This window comes from Lysobacter auxotrophicus (genome assembly GCF_027924565.1).
Taxonomy (GTDB): Bacteria; Pseudomonadota; Gammaproteobacteria; order Xanthomonadales; family Xanthomonadaceae; genus Lysobacter_J; species Lysobacter_J auxotrophicus.
In genome coordinates, this window is record NZ_AP027041.1 from 3473093 (window position 1) to 3487676 (window position 14584).

General features: G+C 68.2%; 10 protein-coding genes and 1 riboswitch. Of the genes, 3 read left to right on the forward strand and 7 right to left on the reverse strand.

What is annotated here, in order from left to right; all coding sequences use genetic code 11:
• Window positions 1-114 precede the first annotated feature (114 nt).
• The 3 genes from pyk to LA521A_RS15780 all read right to left on the reverse strand — a co-directional run bounded on the left by pyk (window position 115) and on the right by LA521A_RS15780 (window position 3714).
• A complete protein-coding gene (gene pyk / locus LA521A_RS15770; RefSeq protein WP_281779801.1) occupies window positions 115-1581 on the reverse strand; it encodes a pyruvate kinase in 1467 nt (488 codons plus the stop codon).
• Between the two features lie 194 nt (window positions 1582-1775).
• Window positions 1776-2414, reverse strand: a complete 639-nt coding sequence (locus LA521A_RS15775) for an HAD hydrolase-like protein (RefSeq protein ID WP_281779802.1) — start codon at window positions 2412-2414, stop codon at window positions 1776-1778.
• A gap of 124 nt (window positions 2415-2538) precedes the next feature.
• Window positions 2539-3714, reverse strand: coding sequence for a phosphoglycerate kinase (locus LA521A_RS15780; protein WP_281779803.1), 1176 nt, complete (start codon window positions 3712-3714; stop codon window positions 2539-2541).
• A gap of 186 nt (window positions 3715-3900) precedes the next feature.
• A riboswitch (cobalamin riboswitch) is annotated at window positions 3901-4112 on the forward strand.
• Window positions 4113-4427: 315 nt separating this feature from the next.
• Between LA521A_RS15780 and LA521A_RS15785 the strand changes: the two genes are divergently transcribed.
• From LA521A_RS15785 to LA521A_RS15795, 3 genes are all read left to right on the forward strand, one after another.
• Window positions 4428-6791: a ribonucleoside-diphosphate reductase subunit alpha gene (locus LA521A_RS15785; protein WP_281782122.1), complete on the forward strand. Its 2364-nt coding sequence runs from the start codon at window positions 4428-4430 to the stop codon at window positions 6789-6791.
• Window positions 6792-7092: 301 nt separating this feature from the next.
• On the forward strand, window positions 7093-8112 hold the full coding sequence (locus tag LA521A_RS15790; protein ID WP_281779804.1) for a ribonucleotide-diphosphate reductase subunit beta: 1020 nt from the start codon (window positions 7093-7095) through the stop codon (window positions 8110-8112).
• A 126-nt stretch (window positions 8113-8238) separates the two neighbouring features.
• Complete coding sequence (locus tag LA521A_RS15795) at window positions 8239-8742, forward strand: DUF4019 domain-containing protein (RefSeq protein WP_281779805.1); 504 nt, start codon at window positions 8239-8241, stop codon at window positions 8740-8742.
• A 46-nt stretch (window positions 8743-8788) separates the two neighbouring features.
• On the opposite strand, the gene LA521A_RS15800 is transcribed toward LA521A_RS15795, so the two are convergent.
• From LA521A_RS15800 to gap, 4 genes are all read right to left on the reverse strand, one after another.
• On the reverse strand, window positions 8789-10141 hold the full coding sequence (locus LA521A_RS15800; protein ID WP_281779806.1) for a DUF3999 domain-containing protein: 1353 nt from the start codon (window positions 10139-10141) through the stop codon (window positions 8789-8791).
• Entirely contained in the window at window positions 10138-12816 is a 2679-nt protein-coding gene (locus tag LA521A_RS15805) for a DUF2339 domain-containing protein (RefSeq protein ID WP_281779807.1), read from the reverse strand. The genes LA521A_RS15800 and LA521A_RS15805 overlap by 4 nt, the downstream gene beginning before the upstream one ends.
• Window positions 12817-12935: 119 nt before the next feature.
• Window positions 12936-13364, reverse strand: a complete 429-nt coding sequence (locus tag LA521A_RS15810) for a group III truncated hemoglobin (RefSeq protein ID WP_281779808.1) — start codon at window positions 13362-13364, stop codon at window positions 12936-12938.
• A 115-nt stretch (window positions 13365-13479) separates the two neighbouring features.
• Window positions 13480-14481: a type I glyceraldehyde-3-phosphate dehydrogenase gene (gene gap / locus LA521A_RS15815; protein ID WP_281779809.1), complete on the reverse strand. Its 1002-nt coding sequence runs from the start codon at window positions 14479-14481 to the stop codon at window positions 13480-13482.
• Window positions 14482-14584: the final 103 nt, after the last annotated feature.

Below are 14584 nucleotides of genomic sequence, written 5' to 3' on the forward strand. Positions count from 1 at the left end.
CGGATTCATCGTGGGAAACGCTGTGGCATCGAGGGTGCGGACAGCGTGACGCCATACGGGCGCCACGCGGGCATTGTCGAACGGTGTCAGTGCGACACCGTCGACGCGGCCGAATCAGAGCTCGCCCAGGCCTTCGGCCGAACCGCCCTCGCCCACCTGCAGCAGGCGCAGCGTGTTGGTCGCGCCCAGTTGCTCCATGTGGTCGCCGCTGGTGAACATCACGCGCTCGCCGACGCTGAGGTGGTTTCGCTCGAACAGCTCCTTGACCGCCTTGCGCGCGGCGTCGCGCGAGGTCAGGCCGCGGCTGTCGAAGTCATGCGGAGTGACATCGCGCATCAGACCCATGCGACGACGTGCACCGGCATGGCGCGTGAGCGCGTAGATCGGCACCTGCGAGCGGAAACGCGACAGGAAGCGCGCGGTGCCGCCGGATTCGGTCATCGCGATGATCGCGCGCACGCCGATGTGTTCGGACAGGAACATCGCCGCCATGGCGATGGCCTGGTCGGCGCGTTCGAGGTTGCGCGGCGCCGCTTCGAAATCGGTGTCGTGGTTGAACTGGCGTTCGGCGCCGAGGCAGATGCGCGCCATCGCCTCGACCGCCTTGATCGGATAGCGGCCGGCGGCCGATTCCTGCGACAGCATCACCGCGTCGGTGCCGTCGATCACCGCGTTGGCGACGTCGAGCACTTCGGCGCGCGTCGGGATCGGGCTGTCGACCATCGACTGCAGCATCTGCGTGGCCGTGATGACGACCTTGTTGCGCTCCAGCGCCTCGCGGATGATCTTCTTCTGCAGGCCGGGCAGCTCGGCATCGCCGATTTCCACGCCCAGGTCGCCGCGCGCGACCATCACCACGTCGCTGGCATCGACGATTTCCGTCAGGTTCTCGATCGCTTCGGCGCGTTCGATCTTCGACACCAGCGCGGCGTCGCTGCCGTGGCTGCGTGCGATCTCGCGCGCATCGTTCATGTCCTGCGCGTTGCGGCAGAACGACACGGCGATGAAGTCGGCGCCGAGTTCGGCGGCGACGGCGATCAGCTCCTTGTCGCGCTCGGTCAGCGCGCCCAGCGACAGGCCGCCGCCCTGCTTGTTCAGGCCCTTTCGGTCCGACAGCACGCCGTCGTTGAGCACGGTGGTGACGATGCGCTCGCCTTCCACGGCGCCCACGCGTAACTGCAGCAGGCCGTCGTCGAGCAGCAGCACGTCGCCGGGACGCACGTCGCCCGGCAGGCCGAGGTAGCTCACGCCGACTTCGCGCAGGTTGCCGGGTGGGGCGTCGCTGCTGGCGACCAGGTCGAAACGGTCGCCGGTCTTGAGCAGCACGCGGCCTTCGGCAAAGCGCTCGATGCGGATCTTCGGGCCGGGCAGGTCGGCGAGGATGCCGACTTCCACGCCGACGCGCTGCGCGGCGTCGCGCACGGCCTGCGCGCGGGCGATCTGCGAGGACGGATCGCCATGCGAGAAATTGAGGCGGACTACGTCGACGCCGGCGGACAGCAGTGCGTCGAGGACGCCCGGCGGATCGGTGGCCGGGCCGAGGGTGGCGAGGATCTTGGTGCGGCGTTTGATGGTCGTCATCGAGTGCGGGTCCAGAGAACCCAGCGACGCTAGCACAGCTGCCTGCAGTTTCGGATCGACCGCTTCCGCACCTTCGCCATACCGCATCGCACGCGGCGAAGTGGTCTGAAAAAACCCGCCCGAAAGCAGACCACCGACGCCCGCGAGACCGCGTAGGCGCGGTCGCGGGCCCGATGTTGCGCGGGATGCGCGCGTCAGGCCGCGAGCAGCGCCGGCAGTTCGTCCGGTGTGGACGCCAGGTGAAGCGCGCCGGCCTCGCGCAGTTCGGCCTCGCCGCCGAAGCCCCACAGCACGCCGATGTTGCGCATGCCGTGGTGGCGCGCGCCCTCGATGTCCATGCGGCGGTCGCCGATCATCCAGCACGCGTCCGCATCCAGTTCGAACCGGCGCAGCGCCTCGGCGATGAGCTGGTCCTTGTGGCTGATGCGGCCGTCGAGCGTGGCGCCGACGACATCGTCGAAACGGTGCCCGAACGGCAGGTGGTCGACGATCTTGCGCGCGTGCGGCTCGTTCTTCGCGGTGACCACGGCCAGGCGATGGCCGGCCGCGTGCAGCGCTTCGATCGTCTCGCCGATGCCGGCGTAGACCTCGTGCTCGGCCCAGCCGTGCGTCTCGAAGCGGTCGCGGTAATGCAGCACGGCCTGTTCGACCTTCGCATCGTCGTTGAGCAGCGGGCCGAAGCTGGTGCGCAGCGCGGGGCCGATCCAGCGGCGCAGTTCCTCGTGCGGCGGAACCGGCAGCCCCATCTGCACCATCGCGTGCTCGACGCAACGCGTGATGCCGACGGCCGAATCGATGAGCGTGCCGTCCATGTCGAAGAAGAGCGTGGTCATGTGTCACCGAACGTATTCAATCAAGGCCGTCATCCCGGCGAACGCCGGGACCCAGGCCATCAGGATTTCAGCGGTGAGGGCCTGGGCCCCGGCCTTCGCCGGGGTGACGACGGACTCTGAGCTGTTACGAGGCGCGCGCCTTCAGCGCCGTCACCGCCGGCAGCTCCTTGCCTTCCAGGAATTCCAGGAACGCGCCGCCACCGGTGGAGATGTACGACACGTCGTCCTCGATGCCGTACTTGTCCACCGCCGCGAGCGTGTCGCCGCCGCCGGCGATCGAGAACGCATTCGACGCGGCGATCGCACGCGCAAGCGTTTGCGTGCCTTGGCCGAAGGCATCGAACTCGAACACGCCGACCGGGCCGTTCCACACCACGGTGCCGGCGTTCCTGATCAGTTCGGCGTAACGCGCCGCCGTCTGCGGGCCGATGTCGAGGATCATGTCGTCCTCGCCCACCGCATCGACAGCCTTCACGGTCGCCGGTGCATCGGCGGCAAACTTCGGCGCGACAACCACGTCGACCGGCACCGGGATGTCGGCGCCGCGCGCCTTCGCATCGCTCATGATCTTCTTCGCCGTGTCGACGAGGTCCATTTCCACCAGCGACTTGCCCACGCCGTGGCCCATCGCCGCGATGAACGTGTTGGCGATGCCGCCGCCGACGATCAGCTGGTCGACCTTCGACACCAGCGAGGACAGCAGTTCGAGCTTGGTCGACACCTTCGAGCCGGCAACGATCGCCAGCAGCGGGCGCGCCGGGTTATCGAGCGCCTTGGCGAGCGCGTCCAGCTCGGCCATCAGCAGCGGGCCGCCGGCGGCGATCTTCGCGAAGCGGATGGCGCCGTGCGTGGACGCCTGCGCGCGATGCGCCGTGCCGAACGCGTCCATGACGTACACATCGCACAGCGCGGCGTACTTCTTCGACAGGGCTTCATCGTCCTTGCCCTCGCCGACGTTCATGCGGCAGTTCTCCAGCAGCACGAGCTGGCCGGGCTTCACGTCCACGCCATCGACCCAGTCCTTCACCAGCGGCACGTCGATGCCGAGCAGCTCGGACAGGCGCCTGGCTACCGGGGCGAGCGAATCCTCCTGCGTCCACGTGCCTTCCTTCGGGCGGCCCAGGTGCGAGGTCACCATCACGGCGGCGCCCTTCTCCAGCGCCAGCTTCATCGTCGGCAGCGCCGCGGTGATGCGCTGTTCGGACGTGATGCGGCCGGCCTCGATGGGCACGTTCAGGTCTTCGCGGATCAACACGCGCTTGCCTTGGAGGTCGAGGTCGGACATGCGGACGATGGACATCGGTGCTTCCTCTGCTGCCCTTCGGTGGAAGGGTGGGATGGGAGTGGTGGAACGATGCGGCGGCCGGAGCGAACGCGGCCGCGAAGTCGTGCATTGTCCCCTGCCGCTGGCGGTGCCGGCAAATCGCGCGCGGTGTCGATTCTGCGGTTATCCACAAGATTTAGCGTTGACGGATCCGCGCACCCCCACTATGTTGTGGCCGTCGGTGCCGGCCTTCGCAGGCCGGCTTAAAACGGGAAGCTGGTGGAAATCCAGCACTGCCCCGCAGCGGTATGGGAAACGAAGGTGGCCATGGCACTGGGCGACACGCCTGGGAAGCGGCCACCGGTAGGTGATGACGGCGCAGCGCGCCGCTTCGTGTCCTAAGTCCGAAGACCTGCCGACAGCCGCGCGTTGCACACCGCGCGGTGACCGGCCACGGAGTCTTCGGAGGGAAGACGGTCGGTGTCGCTGCACGCGACGGTTCGCGCCGTCGCCCGCCCGCCGTCTCGGGCTGCGCGACACCCCGCATTCACGCTGCGACTCCCGCGCCCGCGTCGTCCTTCGAGGGAAAGGACGGCCAGACGTGCGCCCACGCACTGGAGTCGCCGATGAACACCGTTACGCAAACCGCTGCCGCCACGCCGGCCCGCGAGTCCGCGCGCACGCCCGATGACCGCGCGAGCGACCTCGATCCGGGCTTCGCGCTGACGCCGCCCGCCGCCAACCTCACCATGACGGTGACCAAGCGCAGCGGCCGTCGCGAGCCGGTGGACCTCAACAAGATCGTGCGCGCCGTGACGCGCGCGAGCGAAGGCCTGTTCGCGATCGATCCGATGCGCGTGGCCACGCGCACCATCTCCGGCCTGTACGACGGCGCCAGCACGCGCGAACTGGACGAACTGTCGATCCGCACCGCCGCGCTGCTCACCGCCGAGGAGCCCGAGTACGGCCGCCTCGCCGCGCGCCTGCTCGCCAGCGTGATCGAGAAGGAAGTCGCCGGCAGCGAGATCCACGCGTTCTCGCAATCGGTGCAGCGCGGTCACGAGCTCGGGCTGATCAACGACCGGCTGCTCGCCTTCGTGCAGGCGCACGCGCGCAAGCTCAACGACGCGATCGACAACGCGCACAACCAGCGCTTCGACTACTTCGGCCTGCGCACGCTGTACGACCGCTACCTGCTGCGCCACCCGACCGCGCGCACGGTGATCGAAACGCCGCAGCAGTTCTTCCTGCGCATCGCCTGCGCGCTGAGCGAGGACGTGGGCGAAGCGCTTGCGCTGTACCGCCGCATGGCGCAGCTGGATTACATCCCGTCCTCGCCGACGCTGTTCAACTCCGGCACCACGCACGAGCAGCTGTCGAGCTGCTTCCTGCTCGATTCGCCGGAGGATTCGCTGGAAAGCATCTACAAGCGCTACATGGACGTGGCGAAGCTGTCCAAGTTCAGCGGCGGCATCGGCCTGTCGTACACGCGCATCCGTTCGCGCGGCTCGCTGATCCGTTCGACCAATGGCCTGTCCAACGGCATCGTGCCGTGGCTGAAAACGCTCGATGCCTCGGTGGCCGCGGTGAACCAGGGCGGCAAGCGCAAGGGCGCGGCGTGCGTGTACCTGGAACCGTGGCACGCGGACGTCGAGGAATTCCTCGAACTGCGCGACAACACCGGCGACGAGGCGCGCCGCACGCACAACCTCAACCTGGCGAACTGGATTCCCGACGAATTCATGCGCCGCGTGGAGGGCGATGGCGAATGGTCGCTGTTCGACCCGGCGAAGGTGCCGCAGCTCACCGACCTGTGGGGCGAGGCCTTCGAACGCGCGTATCGCGCCGCCGAAGCGGCCGGCCTGGCGACGCGGCAGGTGAAGGCGCGCGACCTGTACGCGCGGATGATGCGCACGCTCGCGCAGACCGGCAACGGCTGGATGAACTTCAAGGACAAGTCCAACCGCGCGTGCAACCAGACGCTTCGCGACGGCAACGTCGTGCACCTGTCGAACCTGTGCACCGAAATCCTCGAAGTCACCTCGCAGGACGAAACCGCGGTGTGCAACCTGGGTTCGATCAACCTGTCGCACCACGTCGAGGTGTTCGCCGACGGCCCGCTGCATGGCGATGCCGGGCGTTTCGACTTCGACAAGCTCGCCGAAACCGTGCGCCTTGCGGTGCGCCAGCTCGATCGCGTGATCGACCTGAACTTCTACCCGATCGAAACCGCACGTCGCGCGAACCTGAAATGGCGCCCGGTGGGCCTGGGCGTGATGGGCCTGCAGGACGTGTTCTTCAAGCTGCGCCTGCCGTTCGATTCCGATGCGGCGCGCGCGCTGTCGGCGCGCATCGCCGAAGCGATCTACTTCCACGCGCTGTCGGCCTCGAACGAACTGGCGATGGAACGCGGCCGCCATCCGGGATTCGACGACACGCGCGCGGCGCAGGGCGAGTTGCAGTTCGACGCATGGGGCGTGACGCCCGAGGACGGCGAACGCTGGGACGGGCTACGCGCCCGCATCCGCGAACACGGCCTGCGCAATTCGCTGCTGGTCGCCATCGCGCCGACGGCGACGATCGCATCGATCGCCGGCTGCTACGAATGCATCGAACCGCAGGTGTCGAACCTGTTCAAGCGCGAAACGCTGTCGGGCGATTTCCTCGTGGTGAACCGTTACCTCGTCGAGGAACTGAAATCGCTCGGCCTGTGGACACCGGAACTGCGCGACCGGATCAAGATGTCGGAAGGTTCGATCCAGGGCATCGACGCGATTCCCGAATCGCTGCGCGCGGTCTATCGCACCTCGTGGGAACTGCCGATGCGTTCGCTCATCGACATGGCCGCCGACCGCGGCGCCTTCATCGACCAGAGCCAGTCGCTGAATCTGTTCATCGAAAGCCCGAACATCGGCCAGCTGTCATCGATGTACATGTACGCGTGGAAGAAGGGGCTCAAGACGACGTACTACCTGCGCTCGCGACCGGCGACGAAGATCGCGAAGGCGACGGTCGGTTCGACCACGGCGCAGGCGCCGAAGCCCGAAGTCGCGCCGGCGGATGCCGTCGCGTGTTCGCTGGAAAACCCCGAGTCGTGCGAAGCCTGCCAATGATCTGAACCCCTCCCCCGCACGCGGGAGAGGGGTTGGGGTGAGGGCGACCTGCTGCCCTCATCCGCCCTGCCGGGCACCTTCTCCCGCAAGCGGGAGAAGGGTTTTCACCTGCAAGGCGTGACAGACATCAAAGCCCCTCTCCCGCCTGCGGGAGAGGGGTTGGGGTGAGGGCAGCCCTCCACCACAACCAACACCACCGACTTCCTTTCTTCAGCCGACGGCCGCCTGCACGGCCTGCCTCCCTCCCCTGAGCGGCATCGGGGCGGCCGCGGCTGGAGACAGGATCCAGCGAGATCCCGACATGTCCGAACGCACCGACGCACGCCTGCTCGACCCCGGCTTCGACCTCACCCTGCGGCCCATGCGCTATCCGCAGTTCTACGAGATGTACCGCGACGCCATCCGCAACACGTGGACGGTGGAGGAAGTCGATTTCTCGCTCGACGTCAACGACCTCAAGCACAAGCTCGGGCCGGCCGAACGCCACCTCATCGAGCGCCTGGTCGCATTCTTCGCCACGGGCGATTCGATCGTCGCCAACAACCTCGTGCTCAACCTCTACCAGCACATCAACGCGCCCGAAGCGCGCATGTACCTCTCGCGCCAGCTCTACGAGGAGGCGCTGCACGTGCAGTTCTACCTCACGCTGCTGGACACCTACCTGCCCGATCCGGTGGCGCGGGCGAAGGCGTTCGCGGCGGTGGAGAACATCCCGTCGATCCGCGCGAAGGCGGAGTTCTGCTTCAAGTGGATCGATTCGATCCAGGATCTGAAGCGCATCGAAACCGTCGAAGAACGCCGGCAGTTCCTGCTGAACCTGATCTGCTTCGCGTGCTGCATCGAAGGCCTGTTCTTCTTCGCGGCGTTCGCGTACGTGTATTACCTGCGTTCGCGCGGCCTGCTGCACGGGTTGGCGTCGGGCACCAACTGGGTGTTCCGCGACGAAAGCTGCCACATGGCGTTCGCGTTCGAAGTGATCCGCACCGCGCGCAGCGAGGAGCCGGAACTGTTCGACGACCAGCTGAAGGCGCAGGTCGTGCGGATGCTGGAGGAAGCCGTCGAGTGCGAGATGCAGTTCGCGCAGGACGTGCTGTCGGGTGGCGTCGCGGGCCTGTCGCCGAAGGACATGCGCCAGTACCTGCAGTACTGCGCGGACCAGCGCCTGGCGCAGCTGGGGCTTTCGAAACATTTCAACGCAAGCAACCCGTTCGCCTTCATGGACCTGCAGGACGTGCAGGAAGTGACGAACTTCTTCGAACGCCGCGTGTCGGCGTACCAGGTCGGCGTGGAAGGCGAAGTCGCGTTCGACGCGGCGTTCTGACGAACGGCGCGGCACGCGTCCGCGCTTTCCGACGAATGGCAAGGCGACAAGGTCACCTGTCGCGTCCGGTTTACGGCGGGCGCGACAGACTTACACTCCGCGCGCTTTCGACACCGGAGTTCGACCATGAACGCACGTACGCCCCTGGCCATCGCGCTGCTGTTCTGCGCGGCTGCAACCGTTTCCGCACAGACCCGTCCCGCAACGCCGCAGCCCAAACCGCAGGCGGCGCCCGCAACGCAATCCGCAGCCTCGCCTGCCGCCTCCATCGGAGCGGTCGCGCCCAACAACGTGATGCAGGCCGCGCTGGTGGTGATCGAACTGATCGACAACGGCAAGGTCGCGCAGGTGTGGCAGGGCGCGTCGCCTGTCGCCCGCGGCGCGTCCACCGAAAAGCAGTTCGTCGACGAGATCACGGGCAAGCGCAAAGCGCTGGGCGCGCCGGTCGCGCGCGAATGGACCAGCATTTCCAAGCAGATGGTCGCCTCCGGCGACAGCGTGCCGGCCGGTGCGTACGTCAGCGCGCGCTTCCAGACGCGGTTCTCGAACAACCAGGTCGCCGAGGAGCTGGTTTCGCTCCACTTCGACGACGACGGCAACTGGCGCCTGGCCGGTTACACGATCAAGTAATCGCCGTATGCGGGATGCCGGCGCGCGGGCGCCGGCATGGCCGGGTTCACTGCGCGGGCTTGCGCATCAGGCTGATCGCGAAGCCGCCGACGAGCGCGGCACCGGCGATCAGCAATGCCCACAGCAACCAGGTTTTCCAGTCGCGCGGAGCCGGCGCGGGCGTGAGCGCCGATGCGCCGCCACGCTCGCGCGATTCGCCGAGGGTCGCGACCGCGGGTTCCCACGACGCGCCGCGCTGGGCACGCACGGCATCGACGAGCGGCCCGATCGGCGCGTCGGCACGTGACGAGCGCGCGCTGCCCGCCACCAGCACGAACGGCGCCTGCCCGCTGGCGACGAAGACCAGCGCTTCCGGCCGATAGCCGAGCCGCAGCTGCGGCACGTCGCTCGACCGCGCGCCGCCGAGGGGCGTCAGTCGCCAGAAGCGTTCGCGATGCACACCGTCCAGCGGCTGCGGTGGCGACGCGTCGCTCGCGCCGTCCCGCGCCAGGCGAAAGGCCACCCACGGTGTCGCGACGTCGCGCCACGGGCGCGTCGCATCGTCGCGTGCCTGGATCCGCCACTGGCCCGTGCTGTTGCCGGGCAACGCGATGTCCGCACGCGCGACGGGGAAGCGGCCGTCGAGTTCGTATTCGTAGTGCACCGCGCCACCCGGCTCGTCGACGCGCTTGCCTGCCAGCACGTTCCATTGCCATGCGGGCGCGACCTCCGGCGCCTGCAGTTCGGCGGTGATCGCCGACAGCTGCAGCGGCCGCGCCTGCGGATCCAGCGGCATCACGCGCAGGTAGCGCGCCTTCGCCGGCGACAGTTCGATGCGATCACGCACGACGCGTTGGCCGGCGTTAGTGAGTTCGACCAGATGCGCCTCGTCGGCGACGGTTCGCCACTGGCGCAGGTCGTCGGAAGCGCTCACGCGCACGCCAAGGTCGAACGGCGCCTGCCCTTGCGCCCACTGCACGCGCAATGCGTGGATGGGAGCTTCGACAGCGCTGGCATCGAGCAGGAATCCGTTGCCTGCGACCGGACCGCCGCCGCCGCGCAGCTCGACGCGGCGCAGGCGGCCGTCGGTGTCGATCTCGCTGATCGACGCCACGTCGTTGCCGCGGAACGTCGGCGGCAACGGGAACCACGGCAGTCCAACGGTGGCCGGCGCGCGCGTGGCAGGCCGCGAGGGATCGAGCAACGCGGCAGGCGCCGGCTGGCCCCGCGCGTCCAGCACGTCCAGGTCGGACAGCGCGGGCGATTGCAGTTGCCGATACACGGAGGCGTCGAGCACGACGCGATACGCGCCGGCGTCGGGCGCGCCCGGCTGCAGCGGCCATTCGCGTGCGTAGTCGCTCGCGGCGGCCGCGGCAGTCGCCGCGATTGGCACCATCAAGATCAGCAGCCACTTCTTCATGCAGGTTCGGTCTCCGCGTGGTCCGCGTTCGAAGGATGGCGCGGCGGCACCGGCGCGATGTAACCCACCACCGTGCACAGCAGGCCGTAGGCGATGAACGACGCGATGCCCAGGCCGTTGCCGAGGTTGCCGCGATCGACCAGCAGCAGCTTCGCCAGCACCACGCCCATCAGCACCGCGCCGGCAAGCCACAGCCCGCGCTGGCCGCGGCGCGAGCCGAGCACCCAGCCGATCACGCCCAGCACGCTCCAGGTGACGCTCAGGCTCGTCTGCGCGAGGCTGGTGTGGAGCAACGCCTCGGTCCACGCCACGCCGCCCCAGTGGTTCACGGTGCGTAGCACGCACGCGGTCACCAGCGCGAAGCCGGCAAGCGACAGCGTGATCGGCCGCAGGCGACGCAACGCGTCGGGCGCATCGTCGGTGACGAGCCAGCGCGCCAGCAGCACGAGCACGGCGAGCTGTGCGAGTTCGAGCGGATTGAGCAGCGGAATCCACGGCAGCGGCGCGCCACCATGGGCACTGAACAGCGCAAGCAGCCATCCGAAGGCCAGCACCGCGAAGCACGTGGCCTGCAGCGCGGTGCGACTCGAATCGAAACGTTCGCCCAGCGGCGCCGACAGCCACGACCAGCGGAACAGGCTCATCGCGGCGAGCGCGCACCACGGCAGCGCGAGCCCCAGCACGCGCCAGCCGCCCGCGAGCGCGAAGCGGTGGCTCAGCCATTCCAGCAACAGCGAGATCGCCAGCGGCCACACGAGCAGCCAGACGAACTGCGCGCGCGCGGCGATGGCATGCGCGCTGGCGCGCAGGCACACGAGCGATCGCACGCCCAGCACCGCATAGACGAGCCAGCTCCATCCGCCGTGGCCGGCGAAGGGATGCCCGTGCACCTGCGTCTGCACCCACGCGATCGGCGCAGCCGCGACCAGCGCGCCCAGCGTGGTCCACGCGAGCGCGGTCGCGGGACGACGTCGTTGCACTTCCGCCGCGAGCCAGCCCGTCACGACGATCACCGCAAGCAGCACGTCGGCACGCGACGTCGGCATCACGAAACGCTCGACTTCGTTCACCGCATTGCCCAGCCACCACACCAGGCCCCACAGGTAGAAGGCCGTCGCGAACACGTCGTGGTCGGACCGGTTCCGGTAACTCCACGCGATGGCGAATCCCGCCAGCGCGATGAGCAGCGCGCTCATGAACACCGGATTGGCGATGGCGTCGTCGACCGGAACCGCTGCGCCAACGCCGAAGGCATACGCCGCCAGGAACTGCAGCAACATGCCGCCCAACTGCGGCCAACGTCGCTGCTGGCGAAGGCCGAGCCACACCAGCCCCGCGCCTTCCAGGGCGAAGACGCTCGCCGTCGCGCGCGCGGACAGCGCCAACGGCACGGCGAGCGTCGCGAAGCCGACCGCGAGCAGCGCGTAGACCGGCGTGAGCGCGCCATAGCCTTCGCGGCGGCGCAGCCATGCGGCGAGCAGCGCGTAGATCGCCGCCAACCCGAGCGCGTTGAACGCGAGCGGCAGTCGATCGCCCTCGAGCAGCCCCGCCTGCATCGAGAACGCCACCAGCGGCGTGCCGAACATCAGGCACCCTTCGACGAAACCGCGCCGCCCCTCCGGCTGCCTGCGCGCATGCAGCAGCGGTATCGCGAGGTAGATCGCGAAGAACAGCAGCAGGAACGGCTCGGTGGTCGCGAACTTCTCCGGCTGGTACGCGGAAACGCCCCACAGCGCGCCGATGCCAAAGGTGAAGGCGAAGCCGAGTACGTTGAGCAGTCGCCACGACTTCCACCACGCCACGCCCGCAACCGCGAGGTTGAGCACGGCGTAGTAGGAGAACAGCGCAACATGGTTGCCGCTGCCGGTCGACAGCCAGATCGGCGCGAGGAAACCGGCCAGCAGCGCGAACACCGCCAGTGCCTTCGCGTCCTGCAGCACCGCGAGCGCGCCGGCACCGGCGACCAGCAGCACGCTCAGTGCGAACTCGGGCCCGGCGTCCAGCAGGCCGTAGAGCTTGAAGGCCGCGAAGACCGTGAGCAGCAGGATGCCGATCGCCCCGCCCTGCAGGCTGAGCGCGAAGACGCGGTTGTGCTCGCGCTTGCGCCATGCGAAGACGAGCGCCGCGAGCGATGCGGCGGCGATGCCGGCCAGGCGCAGTTCGATCGGCATGCGCATCCAGCCCTGGTCGCTGGCGTATTTCAGCAGCGACGCGACGCCGGCGAACAGCACGAGGATGCCGATCTTGACCGGCACGTTCCCCGTCATGAACCAGCGCTGCACCATGCGCAGGCCCATCGTGATGGCGTCCGGACGCGCAGGCGCGACGCGGGCGCGCGGCGGCGGTGTGCGTGGCGCTTCAGGAGCGGGCTGCTCGGCGCGCCAGGCTTCGGGCAATTCGCCCGGCTTGGGTTTCGGTGTCGGAATCGGCGCCTCCCGGACCACCGGCGGCGGTGCGGCCGCGGGCATCGGAGGCGGCACGGGTGCGACGAGGGGCATTTCGCGCGGCGGAGCGCTCGCGGCTTCGCGCACCGCGCTGGCGCGACGCATCGCATCGAGCTGCCGCTCGAGATCGGCGACGCGCACCTTCACGCCACTGAGCGACACCAGCGCGACGATCAGCAACACCGGCACGGCAAGCACCGCGAGCGCGACCAGAACCAGCAACCCTTCCATGCGATGTCCCCGGGCCGGTCGCCGCCGTCGGCGGTCCTGTCGTTCCGTCCCCTTCGGGATCGCAGCCTCGGCGAATCGACGGCGCATTGCAACTGCGCCGCGATAAGAGAATGCCTGCGTCAGACCGTCGGCAGGCCCAGCGGCAGCGCGCCCTTGCGTTCCATCAGCCCGAGGCCGTAACGCAGGCTGTAGCCGATCTTTTCCGCATACGCATACACGCGCTCGACCTGATCGGGCGGCAGCACGTCGCGCGCGGTCTCGCGCCACAACGAAAGCCAGCGATCGAAGTGCTCGGCTCGGATCGGATGCGGGCGATGCGCGGCCATCGGGTTGCCGCGATAACTTCGGGTGCCCAGCGCGACCGACGACCAGAACTGCGTCAGCATGCGCTTGTGTTCGGGCCAGTCGTCGATGGCGGCGTTGAAGACGGGACCGAGTTCGGGATCGGCGCGCACGCGTTCGTAGAAACGGTCGACCAGTTCGGCCAGGTGCCGCTCGGTCAATGCGTCGTCGGCCGGCGGGCTGGACAGTTCGCGCGTGTCGTTCATGGGGGTGTAGTGCGGCCGAGGTGCCCGAAAACAAGGGCGTTGCTGCGGATGCGGGCCCTGAAACGGCAAGGGCCGGCATTCAGCCGGCCCTGCCAGGGTTTGCGTCGATCGCGACTTACTTCGCGACGACCTTGACCATTTCCAGGCACTTGTTCGAGTAGCCCCACTCGTTGTCGTACCAGCTGACGAGCTTGACGAAGGTGCCGTCGAGCGCGATGCCGGCTTCGGCGTCGAAGATCGAGGTGCGCGCGTCGCCGCGGAAATCGGTGGCGACGACCTTCTCCTCGGTGTAACCGAGGATGCCCTTCAGCGCGCCTTCCGACTGCGCCTTCATTTCGGCGCAGATCTCCGCGTACGTGGCGGCGTTCTCCAGCTCGACGGTCAGGTCGACGACCGAGACGTCGGAGGTCGGCACGCGGAACGACATGCCGGTGAGCTTCTTGTTGAGCTCCGGGATCACCACGCCGACGGCCTTGGCCGCGCCGGTGCTCGACGGAATGATGTTTTCCAGGATGCCGCGGCCGCCGCGCCAGTCCTTGTTCGACGGACCATCGACGGTCTTCTGCGTCGCGGTGGCGGCGTGCACGGTGGTCATCAGGCCGCGCTTGATGCCCCACTTGTCGTTGAGCACCTTCGCCAGCGGCGCGAGGCAGTTGGTGGTGCACGAGGCGTTGGAGATGATCGCCTCGCCGTTGTACTTGGTGTGGTTCACGCCGTAGACGAACATCGGCGTGTCGTCCTTGGACGGGGCCGACTGGATGACCTTCTTCGCGCCGGCATCCAGGTGCTTCTGGCAGGTTTCCTTGGTCAGGAACAGGCCGGTGGATTCGATGACGACGTCGGCGCCGACCTCGTCCCACTTCAGCGCGGCCGGATCCTTCTCCTGCGTCAGGCGGATCTTCTTGCCGTTGACGATCAGCGTGTTGCCCTCGACCGACACGTCGCCCTTGAAGCGGCCGTGCACCGAGTCGTAACGCAGCATGTAGGCCAGGTACTCCGGCTCCAGCAGATCGTTGATGGCGACGATCTCGATCTCGCCAGCGAAGTTCTGCACGGCCGAGCGCAGCACGTTGCGCCCGATGCGGCCAAAGCCGTTGATGCCAACCTTGATGGTCATGAGTTGCAAGCTCCTGCGGCCGCGATGCGCGCGGCGGGTGGTCGGTAGAAGCCCGGACGAACCGTCCCGGACGAGGGGAAAACCGCGAGCGCCCATTCTAACA

Excerpts from the sequence above, each read along its gene's own strand:
- pyk (WP_281779801.1), bottom strand. The coding sequence starts at position 1,581 with ATGACGACCATCAAACGCCGCACCAAGATCCTCGCCACCCTCGGCCCG.
- LA521A_RS15780 (WP_281779803.1), bottom strand. The coding sequence starts at position 3,714 with ATGTCCATCGTCCGCATGTCCGACCTCGACCTCCAAGGCAAGCGCGTG.
- LA521A_RS15790 (WP_281779804.1), top strand. The coding sequence starts at position 7,093 with ATGTCCGAACGCACCGACGCACGCCTGCTCGACCCCGGCTTCGACCTC.
- LA521A_RS15800 (WP_281779806.1), bottom strand. The coding sequence starts at position 10,141 with ATGAAGAAGTGGCTGCTGATCTTGATGGTGCCAATCGCGGCGACTGCC.
- gap (WP_281779809.1), bottom strand. The coding sequence starts at position 14,481 with ATGACCATCAAGGTTGGCATCAACGGCTTTGGCCGCATCGGGCGCAAC.
- LA521A_RS15785 (WP_281782122.1), top strand. The coding sequence starts at position 4,428 with ATGACGGTGACCAAGCGCAGCGGCCGTCGCGAGCCGGTGGACCTCAAC.
- LA521A_RS15775 (WP_281779802.1), bottom strand. The coding sequence starts at position 2,414 with ATGACCACGCTCTTCTTCGACATGGACGGCACGCTCATCGATTCGGCC.
- LA521A_RS15810 (WP_281779808.1), bottom strand. The coding sequence starts at position 13,364 with ATGAACGACACGCGCGAACTGTCCAGCCCGCCGGCCGACGACGCATTG.
- LA521A_RS15795 (WP_281779805.1), top strand. The coding sequence starts at position 8,239 with ATGAACGCACGTACGCCCCTGGCCATCGCGCTGCTGTTCTGCGCGGCT.
- LA521A_RS15805 (WP_281779807.1), bottom strand. The coding sequence starts at position 12,816 with ATGGAAGGGTTGCTGGTTCTGGTCGCGCTCGCGGTGCTTGCCGTGCCG.